Source organism: uncultured Nostoc sp., assembly GCF_964245445.1.
In the GTDB taxonomy this organism is placed as follows: domain Bacteria; phylum Cyanobacteriota; class Cyanobacteriia; order Cyanobacteriales; family Nostocaceae; genus Nostoc.
Genome location: NZ_CAXTNE010000199.1, coordinates 1 through 15,479 on the forward strand (window position 1 = coordinate 1; position 15,479 = coordinate 15,479).

The 15,479-nt window shown below is 42.8% G+C and carries 13 protein-coding genes and 1 pseudogene; 6 read left to right on the forward strand and 8 right to left on the reverse strand.

Annotation, left to right across the window (positions count from 1 at the left end):
- Positions 1-283, reverse strand: a 283-nt coding sequence (locus ACFE90_RS26425) for a hypothetical protein (RefSeq protein ID WP_375505399.1), incomplete at its 3' end; no start/stop codon positions are given.
- Positions 284-865: 582 nt separating this feature from the next.
- Here ACFE90_RS26425 and ACFE90_RS26430 point away from each other — a divergent pair.
- Entirely contained in the window at positions 866-2,923 is a 2,058-nt protein-coding gene (locus ACFE90_RS26430; protein WP_375505400.1) for a DNA polymerase III subunit gamma/tau, read from the forward strand.
- 288 nt (positions 2,924-3,211) lie between these two features.
- On the opposite strand, the gene ACFE90_RS26435 is transcribed toward ACFE90_RS26430, so the two are convergent.
- Together ACFE90_RS26435 and ACFE90_RS26440 are read right to left on the reverse strand one after the other, a co-directional pair.
- Complete coding sequence (locus ACFE90_RS26435) at positions 3,212-3,571, reverse strand: hypothetical protein (RefSeq protein WP_375505401.1); 360 nt, start codon at positions 3,569-3,571, stop codon at positions 3,212-3,214.
- A 133-nt stretch (positions 3,572-3,704) separates the two neighbouring features.
- On the reverse strand, positions 3,705-5,111 hold the full coding sequence (locus ACFE90_RS26440) for a glycosyltransferase (RefSeq protein ID WP_375505402.1): 1,407 nt from the start codon (positions 5,109-5,111) through the stop codon (positions 3,705-3,707).
- A 630-nt stretch (positions 5,112-5,741) separates the two neighbouring features.
- On the opposite strand from ACFE90_RS26440, the gene ebsA reads away from it, so the two are divergent.
- On the forward strand, positions 5,742-6,122 hold the full coding sequence (gene ebsA, locus ACFE90_RS26445; RefSeq protein WP_375505403.1) for a type IV pilus biogenesis protein EbsA: 381 nt from the start codon (positions 5,742-5,744) through the stop codon (positions 6,120-6,122).
- A gap of 111 nt (positions 6,123-6,233) precedes the next feature.
- Here the strand turns inward: ebsA and ACFE90_RS26450 are convergent, their stop codons facing one another.
- Positions 6,234-6,689 (reverse strand): RloB family protein, encoded by a 456-nt coding sequence (locus tag ACFE90_RS26450; RefSeq protein ID WP_375505410.1) that lies wholly within the window; start codon positions 6,687-6,689, stop codon positions 6,234-6,236.
- Positions 6,671-7,081 (reverse strand): ATP/GTP-binding protein, encoded by a 411-nt coding sequence (locus ACFE90_RS26455; RefSeq protein WP_375505404.1) that lies wholly within the window; start codon positions 7,079-7,081, stop codon positions 6,671-6,673. The genes ACFE90_RS26450 and ACFE90_RS26455 overlap by 19 nt, the downstream gene beginning before the upstream one ends.
- A 215-nt stretch (positions 7,082-7,296) precedes the next feature.
- Here ACFE90_RS26455 and ACFE90_RS26460 point away from each other — a divergent pair, with 215 nt between their 5' ends.
- Both ACFE90_RS26460 and ACFE90_RS26465 read left to right on the forward strand, forming a co-directional pair.
- Positions 7,297-9,216 carry a GTPase family protein gene (locus ACFE90_RS26460; RefSeq protein WP_375505405.1) on the forward strand — a complete coding sequence of 640 codons (1,920 nt, stop codon included), beginning with the start codon at positions 7,297-7,299 and terminating at the stop codon, positions 9,214-9,216.
- Positions 9,217-9,494: 278 nt separating this feature from the next.
- Positions 9,495-11,168 (forward strand): ATP-binding protein, encoded by a 1,674-nt coding sequence (locus ACFE90_RS26465; RefSeq protein ID WP_375505406.1) that lies wholly within the window; start codon positions 9,495-9,497, stop codon positions 11,166-11,168.
- Between the two features lie 25 nt (positions 11,169-11,193).
- Here the strand turns inward: ACFE90_RS26465 and ACFE90_RS26470 are convergent.
- From ACFE90_RS26470 to ACFE90_RS26480, 3 genes and pseudogenes are all read right to left on the reverse strand, one after another.
- A pseudogene (locus ACFE90_RS26470) lies at positions 11,194-11,331 on the reverse strand (DUF29 family protein); the annotation flags it as partial.
- 120 nt (positions 11,332-11,451) lie between these two features.
- A complete protein-coding gene (locus ACFE90_RS26475) occupies positions 11,452-11,778 on the reverse strand; it encodes a helix-turn-helix domain-containing protein (RefSeq protein ID WP_375505407.1) in 327 nt (108 codons plus the stop codon).
- Positions 11,779-11,909: 131 nt separating this feature from the next.
- A complete protein-coding gene (locus ACFE90_RS26480) occupies positions 11,910-13,019 on the reverse strand; it encodes an S-(hydroxymethyl)glutathione dehydrogenase/class III alcohol dehydrogenase (RefSeq protein ID WP_375505411.1) in 1,110 nt (369 codons plus the stop codon).
- A gap of 292 nt (positions 13,020-13,311) precedes the next feature.
- Between ACFE90_RS26480 and ACFE90_RS26485 the strand changes: the two genes are divergently transcribed.
- On the forward strand, positions 13,312-14,595 hold the full coding sequence (locus tag ACFE90_RS26485) for a valine--pyruvate transaminase (protein WP_375505408.1): 1,284 nt from the start codon (positions 13,312-13,314) through the stop codon (positions 14,593-14,595).
- 72 nt (positions 14,596-14,667) lie between these two features.
- Entirely contained in the window at positions 14,668-15,255 is a 588-nt protein-coding gene (rimM, locus tag ACFE90_RS26490; protein WP_375505409.1) for a ribosome maturation factor RimM, read from the forward strand.
- The last annotated feature ends 224 nt before the right edge of the window (positions 15,256-15,479 follow it).

The following is a 15,479-nucleotide window of genomic DNA, read 5'->3' on the forward strand; positions in this document are numbered from 1 at the left end:
ACACCCCGAATTCAATAAACGGCTGCCCGAATTCAATAAACGACTGCCCGAATTCAATCAACGACTGCCCGAATTCAATCAACGACTGCCCGAATTCAATATAGGAGTTTAGCAAACTTGCTTTTAAGTAGTAGTGCAAAATTAAATATAGATTGTCATTGCGAGTGTAGGGTTTGCGGTAGCGTCTCGTAAGAGAAGCGAAACGAAGCAATCGCAAGGTTTGGGATTGCTTCACTTCGTTCGCAATGACATAAATAATTTTGCGTAACCATTTATTAAACACAAAAGCGATGGCTTTGCCAAAGCCAACATCCTGATATATGTTGGGTTGCGCTCCGCTCCACCCAACCTACGTCTAATGCTGTCAAGATGGGGTGAGTTTTTGATTATTGAATCGATGCTCTAGTAATTTGCCAAACAAACTTTTTTGCGAAGTTCGTAGTGTATCCCTTTGGGGATCTTGCTATGCGTAGCGTTTCATAGACACGGCTTCAGCCCTCAAGCCAAGGACTAAAGTCCTTACTACGAACTTATCCATGAAGTATTGTTGATGTGGTGGACTATTAACCCCTTATTGAAGAAAGAGATTTGGGGACAAGTCTGTTTCTTTAATCTTCCCAACTTTTTATAGAACAAATGTACTAAATGATATGCTATAATTCCAATACTTTGATATTGAAATCATAGTAGAGGATAAGCTTTGGTTGCTTGCTTTCCTGAGTGCCAAAATTCACGGCATTAGTTGAGCGCAAGGGCTATGGCAATATGTACAAACCAAGCGGGTACAAGAGTTTAAAATAGTTGAATCCTAAACTCGACTCGGTGCTACTAATTAACTTTGAAAGGCATTGAAGTCTATATTTCCATGTCTTACGAACCCCTGCACCACAAATATCGCCCCAAAAGTTTTGCTGAACTGGTGGGCCAAGAGGCGATCGCTACCACCCTCACGAACGCGATCGGCACATCCAAAATCGCCCCCGCCTATTTATTCACTGGGCCTAGAGGTACGGGGAAAACTTCTAGCGCCCGGATTCTGGCCAAATCTCTCAATTGTCTCAAAAGTGACAAGCCTACTGCTGAACCCTGCGGCGTGTGTGAAGTTTGTCAGGGAATCACCAAAGGCTATGCCTTAGACATAATTGAAATCGACGCCGCTAGTAATACTGGTGTTGATAATATCCGCGAGTTGATTGAAAAAGCCCAGTTTGCTCCTGTGCAGTGTCGCTACAAGGTTTATGTAATCGATGAATGCCACATGCTCAGTACCCAGGCATTCAACGCGCTACTAAAGACATTAGAAGAACCACCAAGACACGTAGTTTTTGTGTTAGCGACAACAGACCCGCAACGGGTGTTACCAACGATTATTTCGCGCTGTCAAAGGTTTGATTTTAGACGCATTCAGTTAGAGGCGATGGTCAAGCATTTAAGTGCGATCGCTTCTTTTGAAAATATTCATATTTCACCCGAGGCAGTAACCCTGGTAGGCCAACTTGCTCAGGGAGGGTTACGAGATGCCGAAAGTCTACTCGATCAATTGGGTTTGTTAGCAGGTGAAGTGACACCGGATAGAGTTTGGGATTTAGTGGGGACAGTAAGCGAACAGGATTTGCTGGCGCTTTTAAATGCGATCGCTCAAGATAAACCCGAAGCAGTTCTAGACTGTACCCACTACATTCTAGATCGTGGTCGAGAACCGCTAACTCTTCTGCAAAATCTTGCCGCCTTCTACCGCGATTTACTCATTGCTAAAACCGCACCCAATCGCCACGATTTGGTTGCTTGTACTCAGCAAACCTGGACAGCGTTGGTTGAGTTTGCTCAATACTTCGATATGAGCGTGATTTTGGCAGGACAAAAACATTTGCGAGAAGCTGAAGTGCAAATTAAAAATACCACCCAGCCGCGTTTGTGGTTGGAAGTAACATTACTAGGATTGTTACCCAGTGCGACGAATATTCAGCCACAAGCCCCAAGTGTCACCCAGCGAGTCAACACACCTGTTGTATCTCCAAACTATCCTCCAGCAGTCACCCAAAATCATGTAGTCTCTTCTTTACCGGTAGCTGAACCGCAAAAAAATCATAATTCTGCAAACAATCATGTAGCGGTTGCCCAAAATCAGCCCGTTACTTCATCTTCTCCAGTTGAACGGCAAACAAATCACAATTCTGTTGCTAACTCAGTTTCACCACCAATCCCAGAACCAGAAGCTGTACCTATATCACCTGCGAATGTTGAACCAGTAACTTCAGAAGTTGTTGAGGAAGCACAATATGACTTAACTCAAGTTTGGCAACAGGTGCTTGCTAACCTCCAGCCAAAATCAAGGCAAGAAATGCTGCGTCAAATGAGCCAACTCATCGAGTTCGATGGTGTTGTGGCTCGAATTGCTATCAAACAGGCATGGTATGACAAGGGGAAATCTTATCTACCAATGATTACGGCAGCTTTTCAGAAGACTTTCCAGCGTGAAATTCAGATAAATATAGAAAAAGGAACTTCTTCAAACTCTACCTCAGCCAAAAAAAATTCTCTCCCAAAAGATTCTACTCGCCCTCAGCAGCCACCAACTCCCAGTTACAACCAGCAAATTTCGCCTCCAGCACCAGTACCACAGCCAGCAACTCCACCACTAGCACCACTAAAAACCGATTCAGCAGCAAGCAACGGAAATGGGGCAAATAGAAATGGTGTAAATGGAAATGGGGCGAATGTTCATGCGGTGCAAACTTCACCTGTGCCGCCAAAACAAACACCCGCACCTGATTGGGAACCAGACGAAGTAGCGATCGCAGCTCAACGTTTAGCAGAATTTTTCAACGGACAAATTATCCGTTTTGCAGATGATTTCCCAGAATTCTCCGATTCTATGACTACACCTGAATGGGTAGAAGAATCAGAAGTTGATGATGAATAATGCTCTTAATATTGAATTAAAATCTGGGAAAAGAATAAAAGTTATTTTGTATGGAAAAATAATAATAGCTGATGTTACTAATTATATCTTACTCCTGATTTTAGTTTTAAGAAAATACTACACAGTTATATCAAACTTGGATTTTGAGTTTTATTACTAGTTAAGTTTACTTTATTTAATTCGTGAGTTGTTTGTTTATACCATAAAATATACGGTAGAATCGATTTTTGTTGAGTAATTTATTCTTTGAAAATTCCATATAGTTGCTTCTAAAGTGAGGGATAATCGCTATGCCTCAGGTTGATATTGACTGGTTTCTCCCAGCCAACGTAAGCTAATTTGTCCATTATTGTTGTCGTGTTCTTCTTGATAATAATAAACCATACAATAAATATACGTGCCTTCTTGAGGCCACTGAGCATAATCTAGAGGTAGTGGTTTACATTCCTCTTTGTAGTGAAAAATAGGTCCAATATGAATTAAACCTATATACTTATAGCTATCCTTCGGAAAATCATCAACTTCTATAAATATGCCAAAAGGTCTAATTTTTCCTACTTTTGCCCAAAACTTACGACCAATGGGAAATTGCTGCTTAAGCAGTAACCAGTGTTTTTTCCTAAGTAGCCGCCATTGTTCTTCATTCATTTTCATCAGGGTCTAGCTTTTTCGGAAGAAAAAATGAACTGTGAATATTATGGTCTACAGTGAAAAAGGCAGGAGGCAGAGGGCATTATTCCTCCTGCCTCCTGCCTCTGTTATTTTTAATTCTCCAAAGGGGCTATTCTCCATTCCCCGTATGCAAAGTTTTCACCCATTTTAGGCGCTTTGGTCTTACCGACATCCGGGCAGTAGTACTGCTCATAACGACTAACCAGTGCAACATATATAAACTGCCACGCAGGGTTTGTACCAGCATCAAAAAATATGTAGAAAGTGGGAATTTCGGATCTTGACGTATGCGCCTTAAACCTGTAAACATGCCTACCATCGACATAGAAATGGACAAGCCTGTGATGGGACTTAACATTGGTGGACGATGACGAGCGATCGCCATTAATAAATCTGGGACTGCTGCTGTGGGTAAGATATACATAATCAGCATAAAAATCAGCAAATCCCAGCTTTTGCGCCCTCCCATCCGGTTTTTGAGAATTAAATCCCAATAATCCAAATAGCGTTGATAACCGCCTTCTGCCCAACGGTTGCGCTGATGCCAAAGTGCGATCGCACTTGTCACTCCTTCTTCTTGCACTGCTGGATGGAAAACACACTCAATATCCCAGTTATCTAAATGTAAGCGGATTGTCAAATCCAAATCATCGGTAATGGTTTCTTCATTCCAGCCACCGCAGCTTTCCAAGGCTGAACGCCGGACAAATTGACCATTGCCGCGCAGTTCGCCAATGCCACCAAGGGCAGTTCGCTGTTGCTGAAACCAGGTATCAAGTGCCATTTCGGCCATTTGACCCTTAGTCCAAAAGTTTGTTTTAGCGTTGGCGATCGCTTTTCGCACCTGCACCGCCCCCACCTTTTCTCTTTGAAATAAAGGTATTACCTGTTGCAGCAAGTCTGGTGTTACTTGGGCATCAGCATCAAATACTGCTATAATATCGCCCTTTGTCAGAGGTAGTACCTGATTTAACGCCCCCGATTTGCCACCAGTAGCTTCTGCTGAACGCCTTAGTACTTTCAGTTGCTCGTGTTTCTGTTGGAGTTCTGCTAATAAATGCGGCGTGCTATCACTGCTGTGATCGTCAATTATCCATACTTCGTACTGCCCACCTGGATATTCCAGATTACAAAGATTTTTAACTAATTTAGCAATTACCGCTTCCTCATTTTTCGCAGCCACTAATACAGATACAGAGGGCAAATCTCCCTGTATTTCTTTTGGATAACGACGGGATTTAGTAAACACTACCACCAAGGCATGAAATCCTAGAATGGTGGTCAGTCCTAGAATAAATATAGAAGCCCAAGAAACTAAATGTAGAGCGATCGTGCTACTCCAGACGATAGTCAAGACTAGAGCCGCTTTGCGTCTACGACCTTGAAACCGGGGTGTTAGAGACACAGGATCTGTCTCTAACACCGACTCCTCATTTGCTGATAGGTCAGACAACAAGGAGTTGAGCGGATCAAGCTCTTGATAAGAATCTTCTTCGGGCCAGGAATTCGCTGGCATAGGTTAGGTTGCTTGATTCAAAAACCAGTATTTGTCTACAGTTAGTAATTTTACGGACAAATATCCCTAAGCTACTTTTCCCGATATTAATCGGAATGGGCAAACTGCAATACCCGCTATCCCTAAGCCAAAAGCCGGTGGGACTACTTTTGTTGTCACCGCCACTCTGCGTAATTACCTCGCATTAACCACCTTTGCTACTCCTAGACAGAGGCTTGATTCCTTTGATAGCCATTTAGGCAGGAAGCTTGTAGAGTGGGACTTTCTTCGATGAGAACTCCGATTTGGGCAAAGTAATAACAAGGTATCAGCAGCTCGTTGTTGGGAGAAACAGCAATAATAACATCCACCACTTTACAGTGGGGATTTTTAGTGTTATTTTCCCCAGGTTCAATAAAAGTTAATGCAGCATTATTCTAACCGAAATTTTAATATTTCTTAGCAGTAACTTCATTTTTGGGCATGGGGCAGAAGAGGCAGAGGAGCAGGGGCAAGGGTGCAGAGGAGAGGAACTTTTTTCCTGCTCCCCATTCCCCATTCCTCACTATGTGCTTTAGACACATCTTTTGGGAATACTACTAACATCCACTAATATCCCTAGTTGCCAACTAACTTGAGGAATATTTAACAATGTCTATTGACCAACTCCAACTCCAACCTGCCACTCAACAACAAGCCAGTGTTTATTTACCTTATGTTCAAGGCACTAAACGCAATTTTTTACCTCTTGCCATTAGCCTTTATCAAAAAGGGGTCTTGGAGGGACAGAGGAAGATAGAAGGCAGTGAACATGTTCCCTTTGTCGCCTCTTGGAATGTTGCGACTTTACCCTCAGATTTAACCCGTTGCCGAATCCAGTTTGATGGCAATGCTGACCTGAGTTACGAACTGATGATGGCTAGTTTTGAGCTTATTAATTTTTTAATTGAAGTTATGGATAACTATAAACGTCATCGTGCGACCGATTTTTCACAACCGTTTTATCGCAGACTACTGCGTATAGACGATTGATTAAACTTTAAAATGCTCATTTCCAGCCAGTGGCTAGAAATGAGCATTTTAAATTTTTATGACAAGCAATAATTATATAAAGCTAATTAAAAGAATTTCTAAGTAATTTTTCTAACTATTCTTTAAAGTTAATAAACTACTAATCAGTTTAGGCAAGCCACTACAGCAGGGATTTGAATGCTCATATAATTCATTGCGTTCTATTTGCTTTGCCATCTTCTCAGCACGCTGAATCGCTTGTTCGGTTAACGATTTTAATGGTTTGGGATACAAGCACATTGATTTGTCGTAGTCGGGTATATGCTTTTCGAGTAAATTAACTAACCTATCACGAGTGATTTGTGCAAAATGGTCTCGATAGTGAATTAGATACCAGAGTTCAAAACAAGGATTTGTAATTGCCAGATTAATCTTTTGGTTTTTAGCTCGACTTATTGCACTTTGCCAATTTGTCAGACTTTTTTCAATATGCTCATCTCCATCAAAAACAGCCCAAGCCTGATCTTCTTTACTCCATTGCTGGTTATCTTTTCTCTGCTGTCGTTCTTCTATAAGTCTTTCAATAATGCTACGTGGATCAGTGTTCGTAACTCAAATTTTGTAGGATTTTGAGGAGAGATACTATCTAATTTAAAAGGATCTAGTTTTGCATATTTAAATAATTTCTGTAATGTGACTGCTTCCTGAATGCCATGAGCCATCATAAGCAATAAATAATCGAGAGCTTGGATAACATTACTCTTGCCTGATGCATTAGCTCCAAAAATTGCCAGAACAGGTAAAAGCTCAATGTCCCACCCTTCAACATGATATCCAGGTGCAATTTTACGATCTGACTTTACCCGTTTGCGTTTACTGTTTTGGCTTGTCTGACGATCGCTTTGTTTTTGAGCAACCGCACTTAGGGTTACAGGTTCTTTAATTGAGCGGTAATTTTCGACTGTAAAATCTACAAGCATAATTCAACGCCCACAAGAGACTTTTTTGTGATTTATTCACGTAAATCTTATCTTAAAGGCAGGTAAATCTCTACTCTTATCACAACACATTCTCTGAACTAGCAGCCAGTGTAAGCTATTACTACACTTTAATACATGCAGTAATCCAGAACTCACCGCCAAATTTAGATCGACAATAGCAATATAAGAAGTCTAACCAAGGCAGGTATGGGGCAATGGTGCGATTAAAACCGTGGCAGTGGGTCGTCTTAGCAATCCCGATCGCGTTTATCATTATTTTCTTACTGGTATCTGCCGGTTCGCAAATCCATGCGTGGGGCATTAATTGGATTTGGGGTGTATTCACCCTTTTATTCGTGGGTTGGCGTTGGCTATTGGTCAAATGGACTCAACCTGCTATTAACCAAGTAGAAGCTGTATTAGCCCAAGTCCAAGAAGAACTAGAATCGACGGCAGAGGATACAGTAGGGTTACCAGTCGGAAGTGATGTTACAAAGCTTGCAGAAACTGCCCTTCAAGAGATTCTGCAAGCAGCACAAAGCGATCGCCCGATTTGGGAAGACTGGCAAACTTTTTGGACGCGATGCCAAGATTTGGTTGTAGCGATCGCTCATATATACAATCCTCAAATTCAATATCCGCTACTGAACATTTACGTCCCTCAAGCTTACGGGCTGATTCGGGGAACGGTGGATGATATGGATCGGTGGATGCAAAAGTTATCCCCCGTCCTGAATCAGGTGACGGTTGGGCAAGCATACCAAGGCTACGAAGTCTATCGGAAGTTGGAGCCATCGGCTCGGAAATTCTGGAAAGCTTGGAACTGGGCACAGTGGCTTTTAAATCCGGTGGCGGCGGTGGCCAAACAAGTCAGTAAGGGTTCTAGTAACCAAGCAACTCAGCAATTGTTGGGGAATTTGAGCCAGTTATTTCGAGAAGCTGCCCTGAGAAACTTATGTCAGCAGGCGATCGCACTTTACGGACGTAGCACATTACCAGTTTCAGCAACCGTAGTTTCCACACCAACTCTACCCAAAGCAAAAACCCAAACACTCCGAGAAATCCTGACTCAAGCTCAACCAGCCAAAGCAGTTGAGCAAAAACCCGTGAATATTCTGCTGGTGGGGCGCACGGGGTCAGGTAAAAGTAGCCTGATTAACACGCTATTTCAGGCGGATCTCGCAGCCGTTGATGTTTTACCTAGTACCGATCGCATTCAAAATTACCAATGGCAGACTGAAAGTGGGGAAACCTTAACGCTTTGGGATACACCTGGTTATGAACAAGTCAACCGTGCCGATCTCCGAAATCTGGTGCTTGATTATGCCATTAACGCAGATTTGCTGCTGTTAGTCACCCCTGCTCTCGATCCTGCCCTGCAAATGGATGTAGACTTTTTGCAAGACATCAAAGCAGAAGTTGCAGATTTACCTGCAATCGCGATCGTCACTCAAGTAGATCGTCTGCGTCCGATCCGCGAATGGCAACCGCCTTATAATTGGGAATGGGGCAATCGCCCAAAAGAAATTGCCATTCGAGAAGCTACTGAGTATCGGGCAAAACTGCTGGGAAACTTTTGTAATCTAGTTGTGCCTGTGGTTACAGGTGACAGCAAAACAAATCGAATCGCTTGGGGAGTAGAGGCGCTATCGTTGGGATTAGTAGATGCGATCGCACCAACCAAGCAACTCCGTCTCGCCCGCTTTTTGCGTAACCTTGAAGTCCGCACCGTCGCTGCTGCCAAAATCATCGACCACTATACCTTCCAAATGGCAACAACACAGGGACTAACGTCATTGCTCAAAAGTCCCGTCCTCCAGTTTGTTTCTACGCTCTCAACCGGCTCTCCAGCCCTAGCATATATGCTGGCAGAGCAAATTCCTGTAGAACAGTTGCCGATTGTGATTGGCAAACTCCAAATGGGATATGAGCTTTTCTCGCTCTTGAATACAAGTAACCCTAACCCGCTCAACTTTGAATTGCGATCCCTCTGGCCACTATTGGTGGAAAACTCCGCTTCACCCGATCGCAACGCCTGGGCATTTGGTCATGCCCTAGTAGAATACTGGACTCAAAATTTGACGGTTGAACAACTCCGAGAGCGATTTGAGTATTATCTGTCAATTGCCAAATAATTTGTCTGCATTGAGGAATTAATGTGCATAAGCAATGTTTACAACGGGGTACATCTACGCATCTTTCATTCTCACAATTAGCTATCTAAGTATATTAACGAGGTAATAGTTGTCAAAATTAAATATATTTATACTAGAAACAGGAAAAACAAAAAATCCAGTAACGGGTCATACTCTTAACATCAAAGTTCAGATTACGATTAAGAGTAAGTGTTTGCTAAAACCTACCCGCTTTACCTGAATTTTTACCCAGACATCCCTTTTGTTCGGTGTTATTTATGAAAAATATATTACAAACCTCCATCTCACAAAAACAAAATTTACATCAGAGTTATAGTATTTCGTCTTATAACAGACTGCTTTTGGTCGTGAAGGATTTGGCTTGTGTCCGGACTATTGAGGAAATTATTGAGATTGTGCGTTTGGCTGCCCGCGATCTGACTAATGCTGATGGGGTAACTTTTGTACTGCGGGATGGCGAATGTTGTCACTATGTCGATGAAAACGCTATCGGGCCACTTTGGAAAGGTATGCGTTTTCCGCTCAAGTCTTGCATCTCCGGTTGGGCGATGCTCAATAAACAAGCAGCCGTGATTGAGGACATTTACCAGGATGCTCGAATTCCGATTGATACTTATAAAGTAACTTTTGTCAAAAGTTTAGTGATGGTTCCCATACGGATTTCTGATCCACTGGGTGCGATCGGAGCTTACTGGAGTACACAGCATCGAGCCACGTCCGAAGAGATAGAACTGCTTGAGATTTTGACCGACACTACAGCAGTGGCGATCGCCAACGTTCAACTTTTCCAGAAATTGACGAACCAAAACGCCCTTAAAGACAAATTTATTGCGATGCTAGCTCACGAGTTGAGAAATCCCGTTGCTCCCATCTCTAACAGCGTTCAGCTACTGAAGTTGAAGCTAGGCGAGACTGGTGCAGTCGGAGAAACAGTTTTAATGATGCAACATCAGATTAAGCACCTCTCAAAATTGATCGATGAGTTACTTGATGTATCGTCCATTACTTATGGAAAGATTTCATTAAATCTGGAGAAGGTTAATCTGGTGGAATTGGTTCGCCAGAGTCTCAATGACCATGCACAAGCAATAAAAAGATGTAACCTTAACGTAGTACAAGACCTACCAAACAAGCCTCTGTGGGCTTATGTTGACCCGACGAGGTTCTTCCAAGTCTTTGGGAATCTTCTTGATAACGCCTTAAAGTTTTCCAAGCCAGATGGGATGATCTGGGTGGATCTCTCATTTATTCCAGGTGAAAATGGCTCAGGTAGTGTAGCGGTTTTATCTGTAAGAGACTCAGGCATAGGGATAGATCCGACAATCTTACCAGAACTATTTGAGCCGTTTACTCAAGCCGATCGCAGTTTAGACCGTTCGAGGGGCGGGTTAGGTCTGGGACTCTCGGTAGTAAAAAGTCTTGTGGAACTTCATGGTGGTAATGTTGAAGCCTCAAGTAAAGGAATCAATTTGGGAGCAGAGTTCAAAGTTACTCTCCCAGTATGCGAAGAGATTACAGCTTGGCATAACGACCCGGAGATTATAGAAGAGGCTAAAAAATCGTTGAAGATTTTAGTCATCGAAGATAACGACGATTCAGCCATAACATTAAAAGCAGTGCTTGAGCATTTTGGGCATGAAGTTTCCATAGCTAATAATGGAATTTCAGGGGTAGAAACTGCAAGAGAGTTTGAGCCTCATGTGATTATTTGTGATATCGGACTTCCCAAAATGGATGGATTCGCTGTTGCACAGGAACTGAGTAAAGACTCCAAATTTACTCGCTCAATTCTGATTGCGCTCACCGGCTACGGTGGTCAGGAGGATAGGGAGCTTGCGCTTAAGTCTGGTTTTAAATGTCATTTGACCAAGCCTGTAGATTTTGAAATACTTACGGCAGAAATCGATCGATACTTTCTCATGAGTGCGTAAGCGTAGCCCGTTGTAGACATCGCTTTTATCCCATTAAATCATCAGTTGCAGCCTCACCCGGATAAAAGCGATCGCTCAAAATTTCCTCAAAAGGATATAAACATTGCTGGGGAAAAGTTGAGAGTGGCAGATTTGTTTCTCCTGATGCCAAATCCCTACCGTTTTGATATGCTTCTTAAGCTTAAAACGATGCAAAACCAGATTATCGCTAACTTTTAAAGATATCCCTTTAGAATCAACTAAAGGGCTATCTTATATGCTGTCATGAGTTTTTATCTATCACTTAGCAAACAACTGTTGTCCGAGCTTGCTTGCGGTCTTCAGGTTTTCGTTTGATGACAATCTCTACATCATTATCTAAATCATTCAAAAATTGAAATAATCTATCAATTGAAAAGCCTGAAAGCCTGCCTCTCACCAATGCTGAAATTTTTGGTTGATCAATTCCTAAAAGTTCAGCAGCTTGGACTTGTGTTAATTTACGGGAAGTGATTGCTTCACTGATTTTGCATGCTAGTTCAGCTTTCACTAATCTTTCTTCAGAATTAGGTAAACCTAAGTCAGCAAATATATTTCCACTGCTAGTATAAACGCTATTTTCTTTAGTCACTTATTTACTCCTTTTGTTTAGCAGCTTGTTCCGAATAGTCTTCCTGGGCGGCTTTTAACCTCTTTTTTACTAAATCTATTGTGCGCTCTTACAGTTAATTGTATTTTGAGAAAAAGCTTTGCATCTAACAGCTAAAAAGTCACCACACTTCGAATTGATTCACCTTTGTGCATCAATTCAAAAGCATTACTAATTTGCTCAATCGGCATCACATGGGTAATTAAATCATCAATATTTATCTTACCTTCCATATACCAATCAACAATTTTCGGCACATCTGTACGTCCTCTCGCGCCGCCGAATGCTGAACCTTTCCAAACGCGCCCAGTTACTAATTGAAAAGGACGAGTACTAATTTCTTGTCCAGCACCAGCAACACCAATAATCACACTGACACCCCAACCTTTATGGCAGCATTCTAATGCTTGACGCATAATTTTGACATTACCGATACATTCAAAACTGTAATCAGCACCGCCTTTTGTTAAATCAACCAGATAGGGAACTAAATCACTCTCTACTTCCTGGGGATTGACAAAGTGCGTCATGCCAAACTTTTCTGCTAAAGCGCGTTTGCTGGGATTAATATCCACCCCGACAATCATATTTGCCCCTACCATCCGCGCCGTTTGGATGACATTTAAACCAATACCACCCAAGCCGAAAACCACAACATTTGCTCCCGGTTCCACCTTGGCAGTATTGATGACTGCACCAACACCAGTAGTCACACCACAGCCAATGTAACAAACCTTCTCAAATGGCGCGTCTTCCCGAATTTTTGCCAGGGCGATTTCTGGCAGTACCGTATAGTTAGCAAAAGTGGATGTACCCATATAATGATGAATCATCTGTCCATCAATGCTAAAGCGACTAGTGCCATCGGGCATAACACCGCGTCCTTGAGTTAAGCGAATGGCTTGACAAAGATTCGTTTTGAAACTCAAACAATATTCGCACTGGCGGCATTCGGGAGTGTATAGGGGAATTACATGATCCCCTGGTTTGAGACTGGTGACACCAGCGCCTACCTCCACTACCACACCAGCACCTTCATGCCCCAAAATTGCCGGAAACAAACCTTCAGGATCGTCACCAGATAGAGTAAAAGCGTCGGTATGGCAAACTCCGGTGGCTTTCACCTCAACTAACACTTCGCCTGCTTTTGGCCCAGATAGTTGAACGGTTTCAATTGTCAACGGCTTACCAGCGCTGTAAGCTACTGCTGCTTTAACTTGCAACATCAGCCCTCCTATATAGTTTTGTCATTTGTCATTTGTCATTGGTTATTCTCTTTGTCCCCAGTCCCTTCATAAGCATTGAGCGCATGGTACACTTTCGTATTACTTAATCGTATTTACTAAGGATGATCGCCCCTATAACGATAAATATTACTTTGTTAAAATATCATTCTCTAGCTAGATTGGTTAAAGGCGGCAACAGCTGTTTTGACAACGATGTAAACTGAATGTCAGCAGCAATCCCCAAAAAATAATTTGTCCACCCCTCGATTAATACATTTTGTCACAGCTTATGAACCCTGCCCTAACTCAAATTGGCGCTCAAATGTCCAACCTGACTGGCGTAAGAGCAATCATGAAGGATATTATTGAAACATTGCGAGCGGGTGCAGGGCAGCAGTTTATTAATTTGAGTGCTGGTAATCCGTTGATTTTGCCAGAGGTAGAACAATTATGGCGGGATTGTACTGCACAGCTTTTGGCTAGCCCAGAATATGGTGAGGTAGTTTGTCGCTATGGCTCAAGTCAGGGCTATGCACCGTTGGTTGAAGCGATCGCTAACGATTTTAACAAACGCTACGGGTTAAACTTAAGCGATCGCAATATCCTCATCACCCCCGGTAGTCAAACCCTCTACTTCTACGCTGTGAATAGCTACGGTGGCTATACCCCTAGCGGCGAGTTCAAACAAATCGTTTTGCCCCTCAGCCCTGACTACACAGGTTACGGCGGCATCTCCTTAGTTCCAAAAGCCTTAATCGCTTACAAACCGACTCTCGATATTGATGAAGCCGCCCACCGATTTAAATATCGCCCCGACTTCAGCCAACTGTCGATTACAGAAAATACAGGTTGTGTCCTCTTCTCTCGCCCTTGTAATCCAACTGGTAACGTCCTCACGGATGATGAGGTGAAAAAGATTGCTGCCCTGGCTGCGCCTTACAATCTGCCAGTGTTAATTGACTCAGCTTATGCGCCTCCCTTTCCGGCATTGAACTTTACTGAAATGACACCAGTGTTTGGTGATAACATCTTACACTGTATGAGTTTATCAAAAGCGGGATTACCAGGAGAAAGGGTTGGTATTGCTATTGGGGATGAAAAGTGGATTGAAGTACTGGAGTGTTTCCAAGCAAATATTGGTCTCCATTCTTCACGTTACGGCCAAGCGATCGCAGCTTATGCAATCAACTCTGGTGCTTTAGTAGAAATTTCTCACAGTGTCATCCGTCCCTTTTATCAAAATAAGTTTACCGTTTTAGAAACCAGCTTAGAACAAGCGATGCCCAAGAATTTACCTTGGTTCCTCCATCGCGGTGAAGGAGCAATTTTTGCTTGGTTGTGGTTACAGGATCTACCCATCAGTGACCGGGAATTTTACCAGCAACTCAAGCAAGTAGGTGTGATTATTGTCCCAGGAAGTACCTTCTTCCCCGGTTTAGAAGAAGAGTGGGCCCACAAACACCAATGCTTCCGCATCAGCCTTACAGGCAGCGATGAAGAGATTGCCACTGCTATGCAACGTTTAGCAAAAGTGGCCGAAGAAGCTTATAAAGGTGCGGCGGTGACTGCCTGATGAAAGGAAGTTAGGAGTTAGGAGTTAGGAGTTATAAGAATTTTTTCCCCAATGCCCAATGACAAATGACAAATGACAAATGACAAATCAGATAATTGGCTAGAAATTGGTACGATTGTTTCCCCTCAAGGGTTGTCTGGAGAATTACGGGTTTATCCTGTATCTGACTTCCCCGAAAGATTTGAGGTAGCGGGAAAACGTTGGTTGTTGCGCTCAGGTGACACAGAACCACAACCAATCGAATTATTGACAGGACGTTATATCAGTAACAAAAACTTGTATGTAATCAAATTAGCTGGCGTGGAAAATTGCGATCAGGCCGAGGCGTTGCGTGGTTGTAAGTTAATGGTTCCAGCAAGCGATCGCCCCCAATTAGGCGAAGGTGAATATCATGTCCTTGATTTAATTGGCTTGGAAGTCTTCATGCAAGCATCTGGCGAACTCGTTGGTACGGTAGTAGACATCATCCCGGCTGGCAATGATTTGTTAGAAGTAAAATTGCACCCATCTTTTGCCACTGACAAACAAGAAATGACAAATGACAAAAAGCAAAAGACTGTTTTGATTCCATTTGTGGAAGCGATCGCACCAGTAGTAGACTTGAAATCCAATCGGATTGAAATTACGCCACCGCCTGGGTTATTAGAAATTAATAATTAGGTCATTCCTTAAGCTGCTTCTAGTTAGCCTGTAGTTAAGCTAAAAAACATCTAAGAGGGTGTTTGAAAAGTGGTATGTTGTAATTTTTATCAAATTATTACCCCCCTTAGTCCCCCCTTATAAAGGGGGGAAATAAGAAAATCCGGTTCCCTCACGCCACATGCTTCAAGTCGGGCATTGCCCGCCCAACGCAGTGGCTCCCCTTTATAAGGGGAGGGTTAGGG